Origin of the sequence: Bradyrhizobium sp. (assembly GCF_027451485.1) — a bacterium.
Lineage (GTDB): Bacteria > Pseudomonadota > Alphaproteobacteria > Rhizobiales > Xanthobacteraceae > Bradyrhizobium.
Map to the genome: position 1 here is coordinate 69,630 of NZ_DAIDJE010000214.1, position 22,661 is coordinate 92,290.

Annotated in this window: 20 protein-coding genes; 9 read left to right on the forward strand and 11 right to left on the reverse strand. The window is 62.1% G+C overall.

All coding sequences use genetic code 11. The annotated features are described in order from the left end of the window. Positions 1–67 precede the first annotated feature (67 nt). Complete coding sequence (rpmE, locus tag NEZ08_RS25475) at positions 68–295, forward strand: 50S ribosomal protein L31 (RefSeq protein ID WP_298113521.1); 228 nt, start codon at positions 68–70, stop codon at positions 293–295. Positions 296–470: 175 nt separating this feature from the next. Here the strand turns inward: rpmE and NEZ08_RS25480 are convergent, their stop codons facing one another. Both NEZ08_RS25480 and NEZ08_RS25485 read right to left on the reverse strand, forming a co-directional pair. After that, positions 471–983 carry a DUF1465 family protein gene (locus NEZ08_RS25480; RefSeq protein ID WP_298113524.1) on the reverse strand — a complete coding sequence of 171 codons (513 nt, stop codon included), beginning with the start codon at positions 981–983 and terminating at the stop codon, positions 471–473. A 529-nt stretch (positions 984–1,512) separates the two neighbouring features. Further along, entirely contained in the window at positions 1,513–1,704 is a 192-nt protein-coding gene (locus tag NEZ08_RS25485; protein WP_298113527.1) for a DUF1192 domain-containing protein, read from the reverse strand. 258 nt (positions 1,705–1,962) lie between these two features. Between NEZ08_RS25485 and NEZ08_RS25490 the strand changes: the two genes are divergently transcribed. Beyond that, the gene (locus NEZ08_RS25490; protein WP_298113530.1) at positions 1,963–2,961 is read left to right on the forward strand and encodes an NAD(P)H-quinone oxidoreductase; all 999 of its coding nucleotides are present in this window, start codon (positions 1,963–1,965) and stop codon (positions 2,959–2,961) included. Between the two features lie 122 nt (positions 2,962–3,083). Beyond that, complete coding sequence (locus NEZ08_RS25495) at positions 3,084–5,957, forward strand: EAL domain-containing protein (RefSeq protein ID WP_298113533.1); 2,874 nt, start codon at positions 3,084–3,086, stop codon at positions 5,955–5,957. Here NEZ08_RS25495 and NEZ08_RS25500 read toward each other — a convergent pair whose 3' ends face one another. Beyond that, positions 5,958–6,242, reverse strand: coding sequence for a hypothetical protein (locus tag NEZ08_RS25500; protein WP_298113536.1), 285 nt, complete (start codon positions 6,240–6,242; stop codon positions 5,958–5,960). It abuts the gene before it with no gap. 153 nt (positions 6,243–6,395) lie between these two features. Between NEZ08_RS25500 and NEZ08_RS25505 the strand changes: the two genes are divergently transcribed. Then, positions 6,396–7,889, forward strand: coding sequence for a diguanylate cyclase (locus NEZ08_RS25505; RefSeq protein WP_298113539.1), 1,494 nt, complete (start codon positions 6,396–6,398; stop codon positions 7,887–7,889). A gap of 36 nt (positions 7,890–7,925) precedes the next feature. Here the strand turns inward: NEZ08_RS25505 and galU are convergent, their stop codons facing one another. Further along, complete coding sequence (galU, locus tag NEZ08_RS25510; protein WP_298113542.1) at positions 7,926–8,801, reverse strand: UTP--glucose-1-phosphate uridylyltransferase GalU; 876 nt, start codon at positions 8,799–8,801, stop codon at positions 7,926–7,928. 219 nt (positions 8,802–9,020) lie between these two features. On the opposite strand from galU, the gene NEZ08_RS25515 reads away from it, so the two are divergent. The 3 genes from NEZ08_RS25515 (at position 9,021) to NEZ08_RS25525 (ending at position 13,261) form a co-directional block, all read left to right on the forward strand. Continuing rightward, positions 9,021–10,409, forward strand: coding sequence for a lytic murein transglycosylase (locus tag NEZ08_RS25515; RefSeq protein ID WP_298113545.1), 1,389 nt, complete (start codon positions 9,021–9,023; stop codon positions 10,407–10,409). A gap of 202 nt (positions 10,410–10,611) precedes the next feature. Then, entirely contained in the window at positions 10,612–12,240 is a 1,629-nt protein-coding gene (locus tag NEZ08_RS25520) for an SGNH family hydrolase (protein WP_298113547.1), read from the forward strand. Positions 12,241–12,373: 133 nt separating this feature from the next. Beyond that, on the forward strand, positions 12,374–13,261 hold the full coding sequence (locus NEZ08_RS25525; RefSeq protein WP_298113550.1) for a TauD/TfdA family dioxygenase: 888 nt from the start codon (positions 12,374–12,376) through the stop codon (positions 13,259–13,261). Positions 13,262–13,390: 129 nt separating this feature from the next. On the opposite strand, the gene NEZ08_RS25530 is transcribed toward NEZ08_RS25525, so the two are convergent. Next, positions 13,391–14,008, reverse strand: a complete 618-nt coding sequence (locus NEZ08_RS25530) for a YqgE/AlgH family protein (RefSeq protein ID WP_298113616.1) — start codon at positions 14,006–14,008, stop codon at positions 13,391–13,393. Between the two features lie 331 nt (positions 14,009–14,339). Here NEZ08_RS25530 and NEZ08_RS25535 point away from each other — a divergent pair, with 331 nt between their 5' ends. Both NEZ08_RS25535 and NEZ08_RS25540 read left to right on the forward strand, forming a co-directional pair. After that, positions 14,340–15,206, forward strand: coding sequence for a protein-disulfide reductase DsbD domain-containing protein (locus tag NEZ08_RS25535; protein WP_298113619.1), 867 nt, complete (start codon positions 14,340–14,342; stop codon positions 15,204–15,206). Positions 15,207–15,285: 79 nt separating this feature from the next. After that, the gene (locus NEZ08_RS25540) at positions 15,286–16,653 is read left to right on the forward strand and encodes a lipopolysaccharide biosynthesis protein (RefSeq protein ID WP_298113552.1); all 1,368 of its coding nucleotides are present in this window, start codon (positions 15,286–15,288) and stop codon (positions 16,651–16,653) included. A gap of 190 nt (positions 16,654–16,843) precedes the next feature. Here NEZ08_RS25540 and NEZ08_RS25545 read toward each other — a convergent pair whose 3' ends face one another. From NEZ08_RS25545 to NEZ08_RS25570, 6 genes are all read right to left on the reverse strand, one after another. After that, entirely contained in the window at positions 16,844–17,632 is a 789-nt protein-coding gene (locus NEZ08_RS25545) for a 3-hydroxybutyrate dehydrogenase (protein WP_298113555.1), read from the reverse strand. Positions 17,633–17,638: 6 nt separating this feature from the next. Continuing rightward, on the reverse strand, positions 17,639–18,820 hold the full coding sequence (locus tag NEZ08_RS25550; protein WP_298113557.1) for a patatin-like phospholipase family protein: 1,182 nt from the start codon (positions 18,818–18,820) through the stop codon (positions 17,639–17,641). Between the two features lie 205 nt (positions 18,821–19,025). Continuing rightward, positions 19,026–19,568 carry a CAP domain-containing protein gene (locus NEZ08_RS25555; protein ID WP_298113560.1) on the reverse strand — a complete coding sequence of 181 codons (543 nt, stop codon included), beginning with the start codon at positions 19,566–19,568 and terminating at the stop codon, positions 19,026–19,028. A gap of 195 nt (positions 19,569–19,763) precedes the next feature. After that, entirely contained in the window at positions 19,764–20,471 is a 708-nt protein-coding gene (locus NEZ08_RS25560) for a phosphoadenylyl-sulfate reductase (RefSeq protein ID WP_298113562.1), read from the reverse strand. Positions 20,472–20,503: 32 nt separating this feature from the next. Further along, entirely contained in the window at positions 20,504–21,016 is a 513-nt protein-coding gene (locus NEZ08_RS25565) for a DUF934 domain-containing protein (protein ID WP_298113564.1), read from the reverse strand. After that, complete coding sequence (locus NEZ08_RS25570; protein ID WP_298113567.1) at positions 21,003–22,658, reverse strand: nitrite/sulfite reductase; 1,656 nt, start codon at positions 22,656–22,658, stop codon at positions 21,003–21,005. Before NEZ08_RS25570 ends, NEZ08_RS25565 begins: the two co-directional genes overlap by 14 nt. Positions 22,659–22,661 lie beyond the last annotated feature (3 nt).

Genomic DNA, 22,661 nt, shown 5'->3' on the forward strand with positions numbered 1-22,661 from the left:
TATAGAGCCCGCCAAATCCGACAGCTCAACAACCGAATACGGGCGCCGGCGCGCCGAAGGACCTGCTATGAAAGCGGAAATTCACCCGAATTATCATACAATTACGGTCGTGATGACCGACGGCACCGAGTACCAGACCCGTTCCACCTGGGGCAAGGAAGGCGACAAGCTGAACCTTGATATCGACCCCAAGTCCCATCCGGCCTGGATCGGCGGCGCCCAGCAGATCCTCGACCGCGGCGGCCGCGTGTCACGGTTCCAGAAGAAGTTTTCCGGCTTCCTCAAGAAGGATTGAAGCCCCTACTCTGTGTCCGAATGCAAAACGCCCCCGCGGGGGCGTTTTTTGCTTGGCTGTAACTCCGGGATGGTCCCAAGGGTCCCGCCTGCTGGCGGGCTTAATGACCGGCTGCCGGGATTTCGACTTTCCAGGTCCACCTCTCCGAGTCGCCCCGCAATGGGGGTCAACTGAACTACTGTTCGAACGCCTCCTTCAGACGATTGAGCTGCGGCACCAGCGGATTGCCGATCGGCGCGCGCTCGGCGGGAGTCGCGTGGATCGTCGCGTCAAGACGCCGGACCTTGCCCTGCAGCGCCATCGAGCGGGCGATCAGGTCCTGCAAATGCGGCGGCAGCTTTTCGACCATCTCGTTCGGGCCGGGATCGGCCGCCGAAAGCTTGACCTTGGTCTTTTCGCGGTTGGCCTGGGTAAGCGTCATTTCGCCCTCTTTGACCGCGCGGTGCAGCAACAGCCACGAGGCGAGTTGCATCAAGCGGGTGGTCAGTCGCATGCTTTCGGTGGCGTAAGTGAGACTGACCGAACGCTCGAGCGCCTTGGCTTCCGTGCGCCCGGCGCCATCCAGATAGGCGGCGGTCTCCTCGACCAGATCCATGCCTTCTCGAAAGAGGGTGCCGAATGCCGCCGAATTGGTCAGCCGCTCGCTGAACTGGACAAGCGGGGTTTCGCTTTGCGACCGTTCCGACATCTCTTACGCCTCACGCCACTGTTCACCGGCATCGAGACCGGCAAATTATGATGAACAAATCATTGCGCGCGCCGGGCTGAGAGTCCAGCCGCAAGCATATTTATGGTTTCCAGCGCCCTCCGCGAAGCCATCGCGAATGTTGCAGGAACTCTTTCAAAGTAGCCGACTGTATGGCGGAAGACGCGCAAAAAAGAGCCGCCGTTTCCGGCGGCTTTTGAAGTTGATAACAGGGAGGCGTCAAACAGAGTGGACAGGAGCCACTCGGTGTCCAAAGAGGACGCTGCAAGTCATACCCGGGAAAGCTTAATCGACCGTAAACGAGTGAATTTTTTTAGGCTTTGTTTGCCATATCGGCCATTGGCCGAGTGTGCTTCGACTTTGCCCTCGCCGAGGACTTCCAGTGAGGTCGTCCCCCGCGCACGCCGCGACCCATAATGCCTGATGAACACGATCGATCGCTTCCAGCATTCTTCCTGAATTGAAGCCGCGACATATGGGTCGCTGCTTTCGCAGGGGCGAACGTCGGTACTCACGACTTGAAGAAAATGTTCGCCGCCTCTTTGGACGCACGCTTCTTGGTCGCCGCCTCCTGCAAACGATCGATTTCGGACTTCAGGAGCGTGATCCGCTCGGTAAGTTCTTCGACCGACAGCAGCGAAAGGTCCTGGCCGATCTCATGGCTGATTTTCTTCCTCGGCCGGTCGTCATCTTCGACAGGCATGCGTTGCTCCACGTTGAGGTGACCGGTTGCAAGGCCGGACGCCGCTAGCGGTCCGATTCCAACATTCACATCCCGTCGAAGCAAGCAGTTTTGCGAATGTTGGAATCAAAGAACCATTGCAGGTATACATTCGTGGTGGAGTTTGGCATTTGACATTCGCTTGCGCGGCCGCGATCAGTAGCGCGCGAATGTCAAATCCAACCACTACGCTAATCAGAAGCCTTATTCGCAATTCTAGCGTTTGGCCGAGGACAAATCATGGAAAACGTCCCTTCGCAAATGACCGCCGTCGCGATCAGCAAGCCCGGCGGCCCGGATGTGCTTGTACCAGAGACCCGGCCGGTGCCGGCGCCGGGACCAAACGAAATCCTGATCAAGGTCGAAGCCGCCGGTGTCAACCGGCCCGACGTGGCGCAGCGCGCCGGTTCCTATCCGCCGCCGCCCGGCGCGAGCGATCTGCCGGGGCTTGAAGTCGCGGGCGAAGTGGTGGCGCTGGGCGCCGGCAGCCACCGGCACAAGCTCGGCGACAAGGTGATGTCGCTGGTCGCTGGCGGCGGCTACGCCCAATATTGCATTGCGCAGGACGCCCAGGCGATGGCGGTCCCCGCCTCGCTGTCGATGCTGGAAGCCGGCGCGACGCCCGAGACGCTGATGACGGTGTGGCACAACGTGTTCGAGCGCGGCGGCCTTCAGGCCGGCGAAACCATCCTGATCCATGGCGGCTCGTCCGGCATCGGCACCATGGCGATCCAGCTTGCAAAAGCCTTTGGCACTAAGGTGATCGTCACCGTTGGATCGAAAGACAAGGCCAATGCCTGTCTCAAGCTCGGTGCCGATCATGCCATCAACTACAAGACGGAGGACTTCGTCGCGGCCTGCAAATCAATGACGTCGGGCACCGGCCCCAACCTCATCCTCGATATGGTCGGCGGCGATTACGTCGAGCGCAATTACGAAGCGGCCGCTGTTGACGGGCGCATCGTTCAGATCGCGACCCTTGGCGGCGCCAAGTTCACCGCCAACATCGCAAGGCTGATGGTCAAGCGACTGCACCATACCGGTTCGACATTGCGGCCCCGTACTAACGCGGATAAGGCGGCCATGGTCGCCGCCATCGAGGCCAAGGTGATGCCGCTGCTGCGCGAGGGCCGCATTAAACCTTTGATGGACAGTACGTTCCCGCTGGAAAAAGCCGCGGATGCGCATCGCCGCATGGAGACCAGCGAACATATTGGCAAAATTGTGTTGGCGGTTTAACGCTCGCGGGCGATCATGCGGCGGAAACCCTTTGTTTTCCTTCGCATTCGTGTCATCTACTGTCGCGACACGCCGGGCGGTGACCGATGCCCGCGCACGCTGTTGACCGCGGAGAACCGACATTGCGTCTGATCAGGTGCCTGGCAGCGTGCGCGCTGGGCCTCATCATGATTGCGGCCACGCCGGCGCGGGCTGTCGACGCGGTCAGCGTTCGCGGCGATGTGTCCGCGATCGATCTGACGGCGGTGCTGGAGCATCAGCACAGCGACACCGATCGCATCCAGGTTTCCACGGCGCCGGGCCCTGACGGCATCGTCCGCCGCATCGAGGTTCGCGCCCGTGAAGGCGGCCAGAACTGGGTGGTTTTCGCGCTCGCCAACAACACCGACGACCAACTCGATCGCTTGATCGTGGCTCCCCATTATCGCATCGTGTCGTCAGGATTGTTGTGGCCCGATCTCGGCCTCTCACGCATCGCCACCATCACGCCTTCGGCCGGCGACCGTCCGGAGCGGCAGGAGAGCGCGACCGCCGACATCTTCCGCATCACGCTCGATCCAGGCGCCGTCGTTACCTATGTCGCGGAGCTGCGGACCGACAAGCTGCCACAGCTCTATCTGTGGGAGCCCGACGCCTACAAGGACAAGGTCAACTCGTTCACGCTCTACCAGGGCATCGTGATCGGCATCTCTGGCCTGCTGGCGCTGGTGCTGACCATTCTGTTTGTGGTCAAGGGCAGCATCATGTTTCCGGCGGCCGCCGCGCTCGCGTGGGCGGTGCTGGTCTATATCGGCGTCGACTTCGGCTTCTGGGGCAAGGTGCTCGACATGTCGAACAACGCCGAGCGGGTATGGCGCGCCGGCGGCGAGGCGATCCTGGCGGCGACGCTTCTGGTGTTCCTGTTCGCCTATCTCAACCTTTCGCGCTGGCACGTGCGTTACTCCCACATTACCATCGGCTGGCTGGCGTTTCTCGGCTCGCTGGTCGCGCTGGCGCTGTTCGATCCTGCGGTCGCCTCGGGCATTGCGCGCATGTCGCTGGTGATGATCGCGTTCGCCGGTTTTGCGCTGATCGTCTATCTCTCGACGCACGGGTTCGATCGCGCCGTGCTGCTGATCCCGACCTGGTTCCTGCTGGTGGTCTGGGTGATCGCCGCGGGTATGACGGTCGCCGGAAGCGTCACCAACGATATCGTCGGCCCGGCACTGCTTGGCGGCCTCGTCCTGATCGTGATGCTGATTGGCTTTACGGTGATGCAGCACGCCTTCGCCGGAGGCGGCGCAACCACGGGGATCGTCTCCGACGTCGAACGCCGCGCGCTGGCGCTCGCGGGCTCCGGCGACCTGATCTGGGACTGGGACGTCTCCTCCGACAAGGTCTTTACAAGTCCTGAAACCGAAGCCCTGCTCGGCCTCAAGCGCGGCACGCTGGAAGGCCCGGCCGCCAAATGGCTGGAGGTGCTGCACCCGCTCGATCAGGATCGTTTCCGTGCCGCCCTCGACAGCGTGCTCGACCAGCGCCGCGGGCGCCTGGTGCAGGATTTCCGCCTGCGTACGCCAGATGGTCACTTTATGTGGTTCGCGCTGAAGGCCCGACCTGTGGTTGGCTCGGATGGCGAGGTTTCCCGCGTGGTCGGCACGCTTACCGACGTCACCGAGAGCAAGAACGCCGAAGAGCGCATGCTCCATGATTCGGTTCATGACAATCTGACGGGCCTGCCGAATCGCAAACTGTTCATGGACCGCCTGAACGCGGTCGCCAACTTCGCCAAGAGCGTGCCGAACCTGCGGCCGACAGTGATGGTGATCGACCTCGATCGCTTCAAGCAGGTGAACGATTCAGTCGGCATTGCGGTCGGCGATTCCATCCTGTTGACGCTGGCGCGCCGGCTGACCCGCATCCTAAAACCCCAGGATACCCTGGCGCGGCTGGCGGGCGACCAGTTCGGCCTGATCCTGATGTCGGAGCAGGACCCAGCGCGCATCACCGCCTTTGCCGAAACCATCCGCAAGACCATCCGCGCGCCGATCGCGTTCAACGAGCGAGAGATTTTCCTGACCGCCTCTATCGGCCTTGCGCTATCCGATCCGCAGGTTCAGCTCACCGATGAGATCATCAAGGACGCCGAGCTGGCGATGTACCACTCCAAGCGGATCGGCGGCGACCGCATCGATGTGTATAAACCTGCCATGCGTGCGCGAAAGACCGACCGGCTGACGCTGGAGAGCGAATTGCGCCGCGCGATCGAGCGCGAGGAAATCGCGATCCTCTATCAGCCGATCGTTCGGCTGGAAGACCGCTCGATTGCCGGTTTCGAGGCACTGGCGCGCTGGGACCATCCAAAGCTCGGGCGAATGTCGCCGATCGAATTCATCACCATTGCCGAGGAAATCGGCCTGATCGTCGACCTGGGCACTTTCGTGCTGGACCGGACGGCGAGGCAACTTTCGGTCTGGCAGCGCGCGATGCGCTCGCGCGACCCGATCTTCGCCAGCGTCAATGTTTCCTCGCGCCAATTGCTGCGGCACGACCTGATCCATGACATCCGCACCGTGCTGTCGCGGTCGTCGGTCGCCCGCGGCACGCTGAAGCTTGAATTGACGGAATCGCTGGTGATGGAAAATCCGGAGCACGCAGCGCAAATGCTGGCCCGCATCCGCGAACTCGGCACCGGCCTGTCGCTCGACGATTTCGGCACCGGCTATTCGTCCCTGTCCTACCTGCAGCGCTTTCCGTTCGACACCATCAAGATCGATCAATCCTTTGTGCGCACCACGAGCCGCGGTACCCGCCCGGTAATCCTGAAATCGATCATCGCGCTCGCGCACGATCTCGGCATGGACGTGGTCGCGGAGGGCGCCGAGACCGATTCCGACGCGGTCGAGCTCTACCAACTCGGCTGCGAATATGCGCAGGGCTTTGCCTTCGGCGAGCCGATGGACGCCGATGCCGCGATGCGGCTGCTGACCGAAGTCCGCCTGGAACCGGCGAACTGATCACGGTTCTTCGTTTTCGCGCGGAAGACGCTTGTCGCGCGGCATCTTCTTGAACCGCACACTTTTGCCGTCCGGCAGCCTTGTCGCAACGAAACCAGCCTCGAGACACGCCTCCCGCTGCGGCATCTTTTCCTGCGGGCTGCGCAACGTCTCCCACCAGGAGGCGCGTTGCGCAGCGCGCGGCAACGCCGCGTCGATGATCGTTTCGATCTCATCGAAGCTCAGCACGAACTCCGCCTGTTTTCGTTGCTTCAGATAGTCGCGCAGCGCGTCATATTGAGTCATAGGGGTCACGAGGGCTTGGGAAGACGAAAACCGGAGGCTGCTGTTGTAGCCGATTACGGAAACGGAACGTTAACGCATTAGCGCTCAGGCGAAACCCGTTTTAAGCCGCTGGCAACCATTACGGGCGCATCCCGTTCCTTAGGGAGCGAAGGAATGGGATTTGGACGGCGGAAGGATACGGCCAGCCGGCCTTGGAGGCTGTCGGCGAAGCTGCTGATCGTCTCCTCTATTGTCACCATTCTCGGCTTTTCGGCGATCTGCGCGAATGTCATGCTCGACATGCGCCGCAGCGAAGAAGAACTCGCCCGTCAGACGCTGGAAAATCTCGCCTCCGGTATCGACTCCGACATTGCCCGCAATGTCGAACTATACGATCTTTCCCTGCGCTCGGTCGTATCCAACATGGAGGCGCCCGAGATCGATCAGGTCAGCAAGGCGCTGCGGCAGCTGATTCTGTTCGACCATGCCGTGACCGACCGTCATTTTGGCGCGATCCAGGTGTTCGATTCCGCGGGGAAGCTCGTCGTCGATGCTTCGACCCTCGATCCGCCGCCGGAAAACCGCAGTGATGAGGAATATTTCCGGGTTCACCGCGATCGGGACGTGGGGCTGTTCATCAGCCGGCCGATGCTGCATCACGGCACCTTTGCCATCGTGCTCAGCCGCCGTATCACCGGCGAAGACGGCCGCTTCCTCGGCGTGGTCGCAGGCTCGATCCGCTTTTCCTATTTCCACGACCTGTTCGGCCGGCTGCATCTTGGCCAGAACGATGTCATCAGCGTGCTTCGCCGCGACGGCACCGTGATCATGCGAACGCCCTTCGACCTCGATGTCATTGGAAAGAACCTCGGCGACGTGCCGGGGGTGAAGCGGGCGCTTTCCGAACCGAGCGGCTCCTATACCGGAGCCGGATCCCCGAACCACCCCTCGCGGCTCTATGTCTGGCGTGACGGCACACGACCGCTCGTCGTCCTGGTCGCCAAGCCGTGGGACGACATCTTCAGACTGTGGCGCATCGAAGCGACGCGGATCGGGGCAATCATCGGAGCGCTCGCCCTTTTCGTGCTGGGCGGTGCGTTGTTTCTGGCGCGCGAAATCAGCCGCCGCGCCGAGGCGGAAGAAAAACTCGAGGAACTCGCCACCACCGATGCCCTCACCGGCTTGCGCAACCGCCGCAAGTTCGACGCAGCAATCGAGAGCGAATGGCGGCGCGCGGCGCGGCAGAAGCGCCCGCTGGCCCTCTTGATGATCGACGCCGACCATTTCAAGACGTTCAACGACACCTTCGGGCATCAGGCCGGCGACGAGGTTCTGATCGGGATTGCGATCTGCATTTCGGATTCGGTGCGGCGCGCCGGCGACTGCGCCGCACGCTATGGCGGCGAGGAATTTGCGGTGCTGTTGCCGGGGCTGTCGCCCTCGCAGGCGTTCGCGTCGGCTGAAACGATCCGCCTGAAGGTCGAGCAATGGTGCGGAGAGACAGCGATCACCACGGTCAGCATCGGCGTTGCAAGCATGGTGCCGGACGCCAATTCCCAATGGACCGCCATGGTCAGAGCGGCTGACGAAGCGCTCTATGCGGCCAAGGCAAGTGGCCGCAACTGCACCGTCCTTGCGAGCGGACCGAAACTGTCGCTGGTCGCCTGATCGATCGCCATCAGGTGAGCGAAGGCGCTCCCCGTCTCAGTGCGCGGAATATTTCTTCATCTCCGCGCGCAGCCCCTCGCGCAACTCGGGCCGCACCATGCCGAAGGCGATATTTGCGCGCAGGAATCCTGCCTTGGAGCCGCAGTCGTGCCGCTCGCCTTCGAATTCGACGCCGTAGAATTTCTGCGTCTTCGAAAGCCCGATCATCGCATCGGTGAGCTGGATTTCACCGCCTGCGCCGCGCTCCTGGGTTTCGAGAATCCGGAAGATCTCCGGTTGGAGGATATAGCGGCCGGTGATCGAGAGGTTCGATGGCGCTGTGCCCTTTGCGGGCTTTTCGACCATTCCGTCCACTTCGAACACTCTGCCGTTGCGCTTGCCGACGCCGCAAATGCCGTATTGATGAGTGAGTTCGTCAGGCACGGCTTCCACCGCAATCAGGTTTGACTTTGCGGCAAGTTTGCTTGCGGCCTCGATCATCTGTGCCAGGCACCCGGGCGTGTGCAGAACGAGTTCGTCGGGCAACACCACCGCGAACGGCTCATCTCCGACGATATCGCGCGCGCACCACACCGCATGACCCAGGCCGAGCGGCGCCTGCTGGCGCGTAAAACTGATGGCACCAGCCTCCGGCTGGTCGCGCGCCAAAATCTCCATCTCCGCCTTCTTGCCGCGGGCAGACAGCGTCGCATCCAGTTCGTACATGCGGTCGAAGTGGTCCTCGATCACGCCCTTGTTGCGGCCGGTGACGAAGACGAAGTGCTCGATGCCCGCTTCCTTGGCTTCGTCGACCACATACTGGATCAGCGGCTTGTCGACGATGGTCAGCATCTCCTTCGGCATCGCCTTGGTGGCAGGCAGCACGCGAGTGCCGAGGCCGGCGACGGGGAATACGGCTTTGCGGATTTTCATTGGTATGGCACTGCCTTGCGAAACCAGAAGGGAATGACGGTTGGTAGCCGGTTTGGAGCCGAGAACAAAGACCGATATGGGCCTTTCGGTTCCTTGAGGCGCCGCTCTTTTGCGGACGGGCCAGACCCCTAACGCAAAAAAAGGCCCTTTTGTTAAGCTATTGGAAACCGCGCCCGGGCCCTGCTGAGACCCAGGTTAGACGACCCTGCGGATTCGGATATGACACAATCGGTGAAAAGGCCGGTGAGGCGAACCGGCGCTGTGATTCTGGCGGCGGCACTCCTGTGGCCGGTATCGACGTCTGCCCAGTCGGCCGGCGGCCCACTCGACTTTCTCAGCAATATCTTCAAATCCTCAAGAGCCGATCTGACCGGCTCGACCTCTCCGGCTCAGTCGTCTTCAACCGGCGGCGCACAGGCATGGAGCGGTGAGGACGGGGCCTCCGGCCATCCGCTGATGACCGCGAGCGCGATCCGCCAAGCGGCCGCGAATTTCGACAACTGCATCGCGTCAATGTGGCCGGACGCCGCGCGGCGCAATATCTCCGAGGAGAGTTTTCAGCGCTTCACGGCCGGGCTCACCCCCGATCTGCGCATCATGGATCTGCTCGACTCGCAGCCGGAATTCACCAAATCGGTCTGGGATTATCTCGACATCCTGGTCAATGACAACCGCCTGGCCAAGGGCCGTGAGATCCTTGCCCGGTACAAGCCGCAGTTCGATGAGACTGAACGGGCTTACGGGGTCGACCGCTATATCATCGCCGCGATCTGGGGCATCGAATCGAATTATTCGACCCAGATGGGCGACCGCAGCGTGCTGCAATCGACCGCAACGCTGGCCTGCATCGGTCGCCGCCAGGACTATTTCCGCAACGAGTTTCTCTCGGCACTGGAAATCCTTCACCGCGGTGATCTCAGCCCCGAGCAGATGCGCGGCTCGTGGGCCGGGGCGTTCGGACCGACGCAATTTATGCCGACCGCGTTCAAGCGATATGCGGTTGATGCCGACGGCGACGGCCGCCGCAACGTGGTCGATGATCCCGCCGATCTGATCGCATCGACCGCCAACAACCTGAAAAAGGACGGATGGCAGACAGGTCAGCCCTGGGGCTATGAGGTCGTGGTGCCGAAGGGCTTCAACTACATGCTTGCCGACCGGGCCAGAATGATGACGCTCGCCCAATGGGAGCACCTCGGCCTCAAGCGCGCCACCGGCCAGACCTTCCCTCTCTCGAGCGAAAAGGCCTATCTGCTGGCCCCGGCGGGCGCCGAGGGTCCCGGATTTCTGATGTTGCAGAACTTTCGCGTGATCATGAAGTACAACCCGGCGGAAGCCTATGCGCTGGCGATCGGCCACTTCGCCGATCGGCTTCGCGGCGGACAGCCGTTCGTGCAGGCTTGGCCGCGGCAGGAACGTGAATTGTCACGCGCCGAGCGGCTGGAACTGCAGCAGCTGCTGGCGCGGCGTGGATTTTATCGCGGTACACCCGATGGCCAGTTCGGCGGCGAGACCCGCCAGGCGCTGCGCGGCTTCCAGGCGTCGATCGGCGCGCCCGCCGACGGATTTGCGTCCTCGGAGATGCTTGACCGGCTCCGCAGCAACTGATCCCGGCAACAAAGTCTCTTGGGCTCTTCGTGGGCCCGCGGCAGGAAAACCGGTTCCCCAAGGAACTGGATCGTGCTCTATGATCTTGCCTTCGAAACTTGATGGTAGCAGAGGGTGATCCGTGAGATCGGAAATCCGCCCGCTTGCGGCCGGATTTTGCTACTATATTCACTGATTGAAACACCCGTTGCGACCGAGCCGAATGCGCGAGAAACGACATTTGTTGCGGCTGCTCACCGAAGCCGGCCCGCTGACTGCGCTGGCGGTGATGCTGGCATTTCTCGCCGCCGTCACCACGCCCGCATCAGCGCAATTTTTCTTCAATTTCGGCGGGCCGCCGCGGCAAGCCCAGCCGGCACCGCGCGGACCCGGCGGCTGGTTCGGCGGCGACTTCTTCGCCCCCTTCCAGCACGAGGCGCCCAAGCGCGTCGAGAACTATTCCAGGGCGCCGCCGCCGGAAAAGCGCGACAGCGTGCCTGAGCACAACGTGCTCGTGCTGGGCGATGCCATGGCCGACTGGCTCGCCTATGGCCTTGAGGATGCCTACAACGAGCAGCCGGACATGGGCGTGATCCGCCGGCACAAGACTGTCTCCGGCCTGATCCACTACCAGCCCAAGGGCGAGCCGGCCGACTGGGCGGCGGCGGCGAAAACCATCCTCTCCACCGAGAAGCCCGATGTCATCGTCGTGATGCTCGGCCTCAATGACCGCGTTCCGATGCGCGAGCCGGCGACGGACAAACCGGACGCAAAAGGCGGCGACAAGAAGAGCGACAAGAAGGACGCCCACAGGCCGGGCGAGGCCGGCGCCGCCGCCAAGGGCGAAGAGAAATTATCTGCCCCCGAATTGCCGCAGGACGATGCCGCGGAGAACGGAGAGGCTCCGCAGGTTGCCGCGCCGGAAAGAGGCGGGCGCTCGGCGAATGGGCTGGTCGAATTCCGCAACGATCGCTGGACCGAACTCTACAACAAGAAGATCGACGAGATGATCGCGGTCCTGAAGAGCAAGGGTGTGCCGGTGATCTGGGTTGGACTGCCTGCCGTGCGCGGTGCGAAAGCGACTTCGGACGCCTTGTTTCTGGATTCGCTCTACCGGGAGGCCGCGGCCAAGGCCGGCATTACCTATGTCGACGTCTGGGACGGCTTCGTCGACGAGGCGGGCCGTTTCCTGCAACAGGGGCCCGATTTCGAAGGCCAGATCCGCCGGCTGCGTTCCTATGACGGCGTCTATTTCACCAAGGCGGGCGCGCGGAAGCTTGCGCATTATGTCGAGCGCGAAATCACGCGCCTCCTGGCATCCCGCTCAGCGCCGATTAACTTGCCGAGCGAACCCGCAACCCCCGATACCAACGCGCAGCCGGGCGAGCCGTCGCCGCGTCCTCTGGCTGGCCCCATCGTGCCCTTGGTTGCCTCCTCCGTCGGCACCGATCAGTTACTGGGAGGCCCGGGATCTCGCCCTGCAGCAGTCGATGCACTCGTGGCGCGCACCCTCGTGAAGGGCGAACCGCTCACGCCGCCCGCCGGACGCGCCGACGACTTCACCTGGCCACGCCGGGAAATCGCCCGTGAACCGGCCAAAGGGGACACGCCGGTGGCGGCCACCTCTCCGGAAGGCGCACCGGCCACTGCCACGCAGGCTGCGCCACCACCAAAGCAAAAGCGGCCGGCGAGCGCTCAATCGAGCCCGCAAGCCGCGCCGTCGTTCCGCAATTTCTTCGGCTTTGGCGGTCAGCCGCGGCAAGTCCAACCGGCGCCGCGCCAGAACACGCCGCGGCCGCCGGCGAATGTTGGGCGGTCTGCGTCGGTGCCGCCGCGCAACGTCGCGCAATAGAAGCTGCCCTCGCGAGACAAGCCGATCCCATGATCGGCGCGCATGGCGCTTGCGTTGACTTCGCTCCGGCTGCGAGTAGCCTTGATCTGAAAGACCGCGGAGAAGCGGCCTTGCCAATCAGGGAGGCACGTTCATGACCGTGACAATCCGCCAGCTTCATCCGCATTTCTTCGGCGAGGTTTCCGGCGTCGACCTGCGAAAGCCGCTCACGGCCGACGAAGCCCGCGACATCGAAGCCGGCATGGACAAATACGCCGTGCTCCTGTTTCGCGACCAGGAGATCACCGACGAACAGCAACTGGCCTTCGCCCGGAACTTTGGCGAGCGCGAAAACGCCCGCGGCGGCACCGTAACCAAGCGGGAAGATTACCGCCTCACCTCCGGCCTCAATGACGTCTCCAACCTCGGCAAGGACGGCAGGCCGCTGCCGCGTGATCACCGCACCCATCTCTTTAATCTCGGCAACTGTCTCTGGCATTCCGACAGTTCGTTCCGGCCGATTCCCGCGAAGTACTCGCTGCTCTCTGCGCGCGTCGTCAATCCCAGGGGTGGCAACACCGAATTCGCCGACATGCGCGCGGCTTATGACGCGCTGGACGACGAAACCAAGGCGGAGATCGAGGATTTGGTCTGCGAGCACTCACTGATGTATTCGCGCGGCTCGCTGGGCTTCCTCGATTACAGCGAGGAAGAAAGGCAGATGTTCAAGCCGGTGTTGCAGCGGCTGGTCCGCACTCATCCGGTGCATCGCCGCAAATCGCTCTATCTGTCCTCACATGCGGGCGCGATCGTCGGCATGAGCGTTCCGGAAGCGCGCGTGTTGCTGCGCGATCTCACCGAGCACGCCACCCAGAGCGAATTCGTCTACGTCCACAAATGGACCTTGCATGATCTCGTGATGTGGGACAACCGTCAAACGATGCATCGCGTGCGCCGCTACGACCAGTCGCAACCGCGCGACATGCGCCGCGCCACGGTGGCCGGCACCGAGTCCACCGTCGCGCAACAGGCGGCGGAATGAGCGCATACGCGCGGCTGAATGCGAATCCGTCGACCGTCATGAAAGTGCCTCTTCGCGAGAAGTGGATTGCCGGGCCATAGGCGCGCGACAGCGACACCGTTCTTGGAACGGTAAGCCCGGGGCAACGACCTACGCGTGCCCGGCTTCGTTGGACAACATGCCGGGATCGATGCCGATCTTGCGCAACGCGCGGGCATACTTTTCCTCCACGTCGCTGCCGAAGATCAAATCCGCGTCGGCGTCGCAGTGTAGCCAGCCATTTTCCTGAATTTCGCTTTCAAGCTGACCTGCGGCCCAGCCGGCATAACCTAAGGCAAGGATCGCATGCCGGGGGCCGGAACCCTTGGCGATCGCCTTGAGAATATCGACCGTTGCGGTGAGACAAATATCGTCATCGATCCGCAGCGTTGCATCCTGGATGAAGAAATCGGCGGAGTGCAGCACGAAGCCGCGGCCGGTCTCGACCGGCCCTCCTCTCAGCACCTTGAGGCTCTCGGCGTTTTCAGGCAGCTTGATCTGATCGGCTTTCTTGATGATGTCGAGTTGCACCAGAAGACCCGGAAAATCGATGCTGCCCGCCGGACGGTTGACCATGATGCCCATAGCACCTTCAGCCGAATGGGCGCAGAGATAGATCACCGAACGTTCGAAACGCGGGTCCCCCATGACCGGCATGGCAATCAACAATTGACCATCAAGATAACGCCGGCCTCCGCCCTCGCCGCCAGAAATCTCGCTGCGATCCATTCCCGGTCGTTTGCCTTCAGCACTCATCCGCAAAGACTCGCCTTTACTGTCCATCCTGATATTGGGGCTTGGCGCTGTCAATCAAGGCTGGCATCACCGATCTGAAATCCCTGCCGTCCCAGCGGCAAGTTCTTCGCAGTGACCTCAGATCGGTAATCGGTACGACACTGCTCGATTTGACGGTGCCCTTGGCTTTCCAAAGTTCGAAAAAGTGTGCCTGAGACGCTGCGGACTTCGGAAAAGCCGGCACCGAGCCCGCATTTCGGCCCGCTTCACAAGCAATTCAATGGCTTGCAATCACGCTTGAGGTTAAGGACCCTTTATGAACGCGATGGTTCCCTTCCGCACCGGGCGCGCGGCCGCGCGCCGAAGTTCACGGTCGGCGGCTCTGTTTGCCACCCTGGCCGCACTGAGTTCGCTGTCATCGATTGAAGCACGGGCCCAGGACGCTTCGCCCTGGCAGAAGGGACCGCACGCCGCGGTGCGTCTGCTTGCGGGATCGCGCAGCGGACCGGTGTTGCTCGGCGGCATCGCGGTTCAACTCGATCCGGGCTGGAAGACTTACTGGCGTACCTCAGGCGATTCCGGCGTTCCGCCGCGCTTCGATTTTTCCAAATCGGAAAACATCGAGGCCGTCACCGTGCTCTGGCCAGCGCCTGCAAAATTTGACGACGGCGCCGGCGGCTTTTCGCTCGGCTATCACGACCACGTGGTGCTGCCGCTGCGCATCGTGCCGAAAAGCAATGACAAGCCGGTAACGCTTCGCGCCAACATCAACTATGCGGTGTGCGAGAGGATTTGCATTCCGGTCGAGGCGAGCGCGGAGCTGACATTCGCAAGCGTCGCCTCCACCGAAGACAGCGTTCTCTTCGCGGCACTCGATACGGTTCCGAAGCCGGCGTCGGTCGGCGACCCCAACCCCCTAACCATCCGTGACGTCAAGCGCGAAGGCAAGTCGAAGGTTCTGGTCGACGTGATCTCTCCCGATCATAAGGCAGTCAATCTGTTCGTCGAAGGTCCGACGCCCGACTGGGCGCTGCCGGTGCCAAAACTTCTCGAACACGGACCAGCGGGCGTCAAACGCTTCGCGTTCGACCTCGACGGCGTGCCGCCGGGAACGAGTCCGGAAGGCGCGGCGCTCAAATTGACACTTGTCGGCAGCGACCACTCCTACGAGTTCAACATCAACTTGGAGTAGGCGTCCAACCGAATCTTAACGAAATGTTGATAGGGGGGAGCGTTGCCGCCCGAGCGCGGCGTTTACTGCCGGATCACCCGTGGCGGCCATCGATACGCAACCCGCTTTATCAAACGGCCTGCTAGCGCGACTGAAGGCGAAGCTCGCCGGCGGCAGCCATGAAGCATCGGTGACGCAGCGTCTCGCCGGCACGATCTTCATCATCCGCGTGCTCAGCGCAGCGCTCGCCTATTTCTCGCAAGTGCTGCTCGCCCGCTGGATGGGCGGCTCCGACTATGGCGTCTATGTCTACGTCTGGACCTGGGTGCTGCTGCTCGGCAGCATGATGGATTTCGGCATTTCCTCTTCGGCCCAGAAGATCATTCCGGAGTACCGCACGCGCGGCGAGCATGCGCTGCTCCGCGGCTTCCTTTCCGGAAGCCGCTGGATGACATTTGCCGTCTCCTCGACCGTCTCCGTGCTGCTGGCCGGGCTCGTCAAACTGCTCTCGCCACGGCTTGGAGCGGGCGAAATCGTTCCGCTCTACATCGGGTGCGCCACTCTGCCTGCCTTCGTCGTCGCCAACACACAGGACGGCATCGCGCGCTCGCACGACTGGATGCGGCTGGGATTGATGCCGCAGTTCCTCGTCCGCCAGGCGCTGATCATCGGCCTTACCGCCGGCATGTTTGCGCTCGGCTTTCATCTTGGGGCGACGGCGGCGATGCTGGCGAGCGCAGCCGCGGTCTGGATTGCCATGATCGGCCAGTTGCTGATGCTCAACCGCCGCCTCGCCGGCCACATTCAACCAGGCCCCAAAGCCTATGACGTCGGCGTCTGGCTGTCGATTTCGCTGCCGATCCTGATGGTCGAAGGCTTTTATCTGCTGCTGTCCTACACTGACGTTTTGGTATTGCAGCAATTCCGATCTTCGGAGGAAGTCGGCATCTACTTTGCGGTGGTCAAGACCCTGGCGCTGGTTTCCTTCATCCACTACGCGATGTCTGCGACGACAGCGCACCGCTTTGCCGAATATAACGCGCTCGGCGACCGAGAGCGGCTCTCGGCCTATGTCGCGCACGCGATCAAGTGGACGTTCTGGCCTTCGCTCGCCGCGACGATCCTGCTGCTCGCACTCGGCAAGCCGCTGCTCTGGCTGTTTGGACCGAAATTCGTCGTCGGCTACGACATCATGTTTGTGGCGGCGATCGGCCTTGTGGTGCGCGCGGCGGTTGGCCCGGTGGAACGGCTGCTCAATATGCTGGGTCACCAATATGTCTGCGCGTTGGCCTACGGGCTGTCGTTTGTGCTGAACGTTCTGCTCTGCGTAGCGCTGGTGCCGCGCTTCGGCGGCCACGGCGCCGCCGCCGCGACCTCGATCTCGCTTGCCTTCGAGACGGTGCTTTTGTTCGCAATCGTGCGCCAGCGGCTTGGACTGCACGTGCTGGCGTTTGGGAAACGCGGCTAAACTCCCGCCGCCATTGCCGAGCCTAGCCATTCGAAGAACGGCGTCGCTTCCGCTCGCCTATGCCCAGCCATCCACGACTTACCTGACGCAAGGACATGATGCCGGGCAGCGCAGGCAAGTTTACGTAGTCTGCGCAAGGCAGACTACTGTGGCCGGGCATGCGATCTTTTTCAAACAGGATCGCCGAGTATCACTCCGCGGTCCAGCCGCCGTCGATCGAAAGGTTGGCGCCGGTGATCTGCGCGGCATCGTCGCCGCACAAGAACAGCGCGAGTGCGGCGACCTGCTCGGAAGTGACGAACTGTTTTGTCGGCTGCGCGTCCAGCAGGACGTCGTTGATGACCTGTTCCTTGGTCATGTTGCGCGCCTTCATCGTGTCCGGAATCTGGCGCTCGACCAGCGGCGTCCAGACATAGCCGGGGCTGATGCAGTTGCAGGTGATCTTGAAGGTCGCGACCTCGAGCGCCACCGTCTTGGTGAGGCCCGCGATACCGTGCTTGGCGGAGACATAAGCCGATTTGAAGGGCGAGGCCACCAGCGAATGGGCGGAAGCCGTGTTGATGATGCGGCCCCATCCGCGCTTCTTCATGCCGGGCACTGCGGCGCGTATACCGTGAAACGCCGACGACAGGTTGATCGCGATGATCGCATCCCATTTCTCGATCGGAAACTCCTCGATCGGAGAGACGAACTGAATGCCGGCATTGTTGACCAGGATGTCGACCGATCCAAATGTCCTTTCGCCGAGCGCGACCATGTCAGCGATCTCGCCCGGCTTGGTCATGTCGGCCGCCGAATAGACTGCTTTGACCTTGTAGTCGGTCTCGATGGCTGAGCGTTCCTTTTCGATATCGGCCGGCGTGCCGAAGCCGTTGATCACGACATTGGCCCCGGCGCTGGCAAATGCGCGGGCATAAGCCAGCCCGATGCCGGAGGTCGACCCCGTGACTACCGCAGTCTTGCCTTTCAGATTGGTCATTTACGCTTACTCCTTTTTGGAGGGATTTTCTGCATCGGAGAGATCGTAGGTCACCATGGTTTCACCGGATTGCGGACGCTCCAGCCAATCCTTGTGCCGCATCGAGCGGTGAACGTCGCGCACGCCTGCTTCCCAATGCTCGACCATGGCGACGTGCGAAAAATCGTAATCCTTCGAGTTGGTTTCGTAGTGCTTGCTCTTGTAGATCAGATGTACGACCGTCACGGTGTTCTCACGCGTCGCCTCGCGCAGATACACCGCTGAAGGATCATCCCTGAGATGGTCAGGTAATTTGTCGATCAGGTCGAGAACCGCCTTGCGCGTGTTGTGCAGTTGCCGGTTCTTGTCGGTGGTCATGCGGGTTCGGCTCGAGAAGCGTATGTCCTTCTCGCGTTCGGCCGCGTCCAGCATGGTCTTGGGCAATGGACCGCGGGCACTGAACAGATCGACCTGGAAAATCAAGAGGTCGTTTCTGGTTTCGGCGTCCAGCACATAGTCGAGCGGTGTGTTGGAAGCGATGCCGCCGTCCCAGTAGTGCTCGCCGTCGATGACAACGGACGGAAAACCCGGCGGGAGCGCGCCGGAGGCCATGATGTGCTCCGGGCCCAACCGCTTGCCGAGCCGGTTGAGTTCGACATTATCGAAGTACCGGAAATTGCCTGAGGTCACGCCGACCGCGCCAACGCTGAGGCGACACTTCAGGTCGTTGATGCGATCGAAGTCGACGAGCCTCTCCAGCGTCCTGCGCAGCGGGGAGGTGTCGTAATAACTCTGCGACTCCGGACTTCCCTTCGGCCATAGCGGCGCCGGCGGCACGCGTGGTGCAAAAAAGCCGGGAGCGCCGAAGGTCGCGACGAAGACGGCGTTGGTCTCGTTGAACAGTTCGCGCTGGCGACCATCCTTAGGGACGGCGACCGGGACCGGCACCCACGGAACGGGCGACGATACCATCTGCCAGAATTCCTTTAGCTTATTGACGCGCTGTGAGGGCTCGTTGCCGGCAATAATCGCGGCATTGACGGAACCGATCGATATGCCGGCAATCCAGTCCGGCTCGAAACCGGAGTGGCTGAGCGCCTGATACGCTCCCGCCTGATAAGAGCCAAGCGCCCCGCCGCCTTGCAGGACGAGCACGCGCTGGGCCTGCGCGGGCGTCGTTGTCGACGCGGTATCAGAAGTGAGTGTCAAATCCACTCCACTAGAACTCCGATTCCGAAGCTCGCCAAACGATCGCGGCAACCGCTGCCGCGACCCCCGGAATCAAAAGCCGCATTAGAACAAAATTCGCCAGTCCTTCGATTCCGAAGCGTAGGGCCGCTGGATGATACGGCCTTCGGAATCGGCCTCCAGGGTCGTCCAAACACGAGCGGCGTAGCGTCAGTTCGCTTTCCCGTCAATCGGCCATAAGGGCGGAGGGCAGCCGGACGCCGACGGCATCGCGCGGTTCGGTCGAGGCGAGAATGAGCGTCCAGAACACTTTGTATTTGGTGTTTGGAGCATAGCTGGCGGCGATGCCCATTTTTGTGACCCCGTTTTGCAGCATATTGGCCCGATGCGGCGGCGAATCCCGCCAGCCGGAAAACGCTTCAGCCAGAGTGTGGTAACCGGCTGACACGTTTTCGACCGCAAGCGTGGATGGATATCCGGCCGCCTGCAGGCGTTTCGGCAATGGTGCCTTGACGTCATGGTCGAGCTTGTTACGGCTGGCCATGGCGTCGGACTGCGCTTCCGCGATCTTCATCAATTCAGGATCGATGACGACGGCGCCGACGCCGTTATTCTTGCGGTAAAGCGAAATCATCGTCGCCGCAGCCTGGGCATCGAGCTTCGCGCCGGGGTCCGTCATGTTGAGATACATGCTCGGCTGCTCCACCGGGGCCTCCGATGCGCAGCCGCCCAGCACGAGTAATCCGATAGCCGCGGCCCAGGCGCGCATGACTTCAATTCCCCAACATTCGGGGCGTTTGTTGCATGCCAACCGTGGCTGAAAGGTGAACGCAGGGGATTTTTCGGCATCAGTCGGTGCGCGCGAGCGAGCTCTGATGCACAATTGTGCATCAGATAATCTCAAGATTCCCATATGCGCACTGCATCCGAGGTCGGGTGCCGACGCACCATCCCGGAATGGCTGTTATGCGGGCGTGACGGTGTGAATCCCGCATTCGGTCTTGGACCGGCCACGCCAGCGGCCGCCGCGGGCGTCCTCGCCCGGCAGCGTCCTGCTTGTGCAAGGCATGCAGCCGACCGATCGGAAGCCCGATGCCACCAACGGATGCCACGGCAGCTCCGCTGCGGCGTAGATCGCCTCGATCTCGGCGGGCGAGATGGTGGCAAACGGATTGAATTTCAGCCTGTCGCCATCGGCCTCGACGACCGGCATGGCGGCGCGCAGGCCTCCCTGAAAACGCTTGCGGCCGCTGATCCAGGCATCGAACGGTGCCAGCGCGCGCTTCAGCGGTTCGACCTTGCGAATGCGACAGCACGCATCGGGATCGGAAAACCACAGTTCCTTGTCCGCATCCTGGCGCTGTAAAGTTTCTTCCAGCGGCTTCACCGAACGAACGTCGCGCAGGCCCAGCCTTTCAATCAGCGTATTCCGATAAGACAGCGTCTCCTCGAACAGCCACCCGGTGTCGAGAAAGATAACGGGGATTGTGGGATCGACATCGGCCATGACCTTGAGCAGCGCCGCCGATTCCGTGCCGAAAGACGATACCAGCGCCAGGCGATCGCGTCCGACGACACGCAGTGCGCTCTCGACCACCTCCGGCGGGGTCGCCTGATGCAGCACCTCATCGAGCACCGCGGCCTTTTTCGCCGTCGCGGTCTCGTCCGTCACGAACTCCGAAAGGCCGCTTCCAATCACGGCCATTAGCCGGCGCTTTCAGATTGGCGCTGCTGCATCCGCCGGTGCAGGGCGGTGAGCCTGCCGTCGCCGGTCGGCTGGTAGAATACCGAATAGCGCCTTGACGTGAGCGCGAACGCCTCGACGTCGCTCTGCTTCTTGGCTTCGAGCGCGTCGAAGCCCGCGCGCAGCATGAACATGAACTGGTCGCGCAGCACCTGACCGGTAGCGCGCAGTTCGCCTTCATATCCGTAGCGCTCGCGCAGGAGCCGAGCCTGACTATAGGCGCGGCCGTCGCGGAAGGTCGGAAACACCAGCGCGACCACGGCAAGCCGTTCGAGATACGGCACAAGATCGTCGAGGTCGCGATTGTTCGGCCAGATCACGCCCAGCTTGCCGGCGCGTTTCACCAGCGCCTCAGTATCCGCAAGAAACCGCGCGGCCGAAACCAGGACCGCGCCGTCCCCCGGCAATTCGGCTCCGTCAGCGACATGGACGAAGATGTCGGTTGCGGTATTTCCGTTCTTAACGAGTGGCATAAACCCGCTCCTTGAAAGGCTGGACGCCCAGCCGCTTCACCGTATCGACGAAAAGTTCGTCGGGACGCTCGCGCAGCGCGAGGTAGGCCTCGACAACGTCCTCGATCACGTCGGCGACTTCGCCAAACGGCACCGCGGGACCGATCAGCATGCCGAGTTCGGCGTTCTCGTCGGCGCGGCCGCCGATCGTGATCTGGTAAAACTCCTCGCCGTTCTTCTCGACGCCCAGAATGCCGATATGGCCGACGTGGTGATGGCCGCAGGCGTTGATGCAGCCCGAGATGTTGATGTGCAGGCGGCCGATCAGTTCCGCCGTATCAGGATTGGCGAAGCGGCGGGTCAGCTCCTGCGCGATCGGAATCGACCGCGCGTTTGCCAGCGAACAATAATCCAGCCCCGGGCAGGCAATGATGTCGGATACGAGATTGACGTTCGGCGTTGCCAACCCAATTTCGTCCAGCGCCTTCCACAAAGCCGGCAGGTCACGCTTGGGGACATGCGGCAGCGCCAGGTTCTGCTCGTGGCCGACCCGGATCTCACCGAATGAATATTTATCGGCCAGATCGGCCAGCGCATCCATCTGCTCGGCCGTAGCATCACCCGGCGGGGCGCCGACCGGTTTGAGCGATACCGTCACGATCGCATAGCCCTGCACCTTGTGCGTGAACACGGAGTTGCGGCGCCAGCGTTCGAACAGCGGATCGGCCGCCGCCTTCTTCAATTCTTCCGGCATGTGCGGCAATTTTTCATAGGCCGGATAGGTGAAGCGCGAACGGATCTCCTCGATGACGCCATCGTCCAGCGTCAGCGCGGTCTCGCCCATCGCGCGCCATTCCTTGTCGACTTCTGCGGCGAATTTCTCGCTACCGAGCTCGTGCACCAGGATCTTGATGCGTGCCTTGTAGATGTTGTCGCGTCGGCCGTACCGATTGTAGACACGCAGGATCGCCTCGACGTAGCTGAGGAGATCGCGGCCGTGCACAAACGGGTTGATGGTCTTGGCGATAAATGGCGTGCGGCCCAAGCCGCCGCCGACCAGAACCTCGAATCCGACTTCGCCTTGCGCATTGCGGTGGAGGCGCAGCCCGATGTCGTGAATCTTGATGGCGGCGCGGTCGTGCGCGGAGGCCGTGATCGCGAACTTGAATTTGCGTGGCAAGAAGGAGAATTCCGGATGCAGCGTCGTATATTGCCGCAATATTTCCGACCAGATGCGCGGATCCTCGACCTCGCCCGGGACGACCCCTGCCCACTGATCGGACGTGACGTTGCGCGTGTTGTTGCCCGAAGTCTGCATGGAATGGATGCCGACCTCGGCAAGATCGGCCAGCGCATCCGGCAGTTCAGCGAGCTTGATCCAGTTGTACTGGATGTTCTGCCGCGTGGTGAAATGTCCGTAACCGCGGTCGTATTTCCGCGCGATATGCGCCAGGCGCCGCAACTGCTTGGACGACAGCGTGCCATAGGGAATCGCAACGCGGAACATATAGGCATGCAGTTGCAGATAAACGCCGTTCTGCAAGCGCAGCATCTTGAATTCGTCTTCGGTCAGTTCTCCGGAAAGACGGCGCTTCACCTGATCGCGAAATTCCGCAACGCGCTCATTCAGGAGTGTTCGGTCGAGTTCGTCGTAAGCGTACATGAC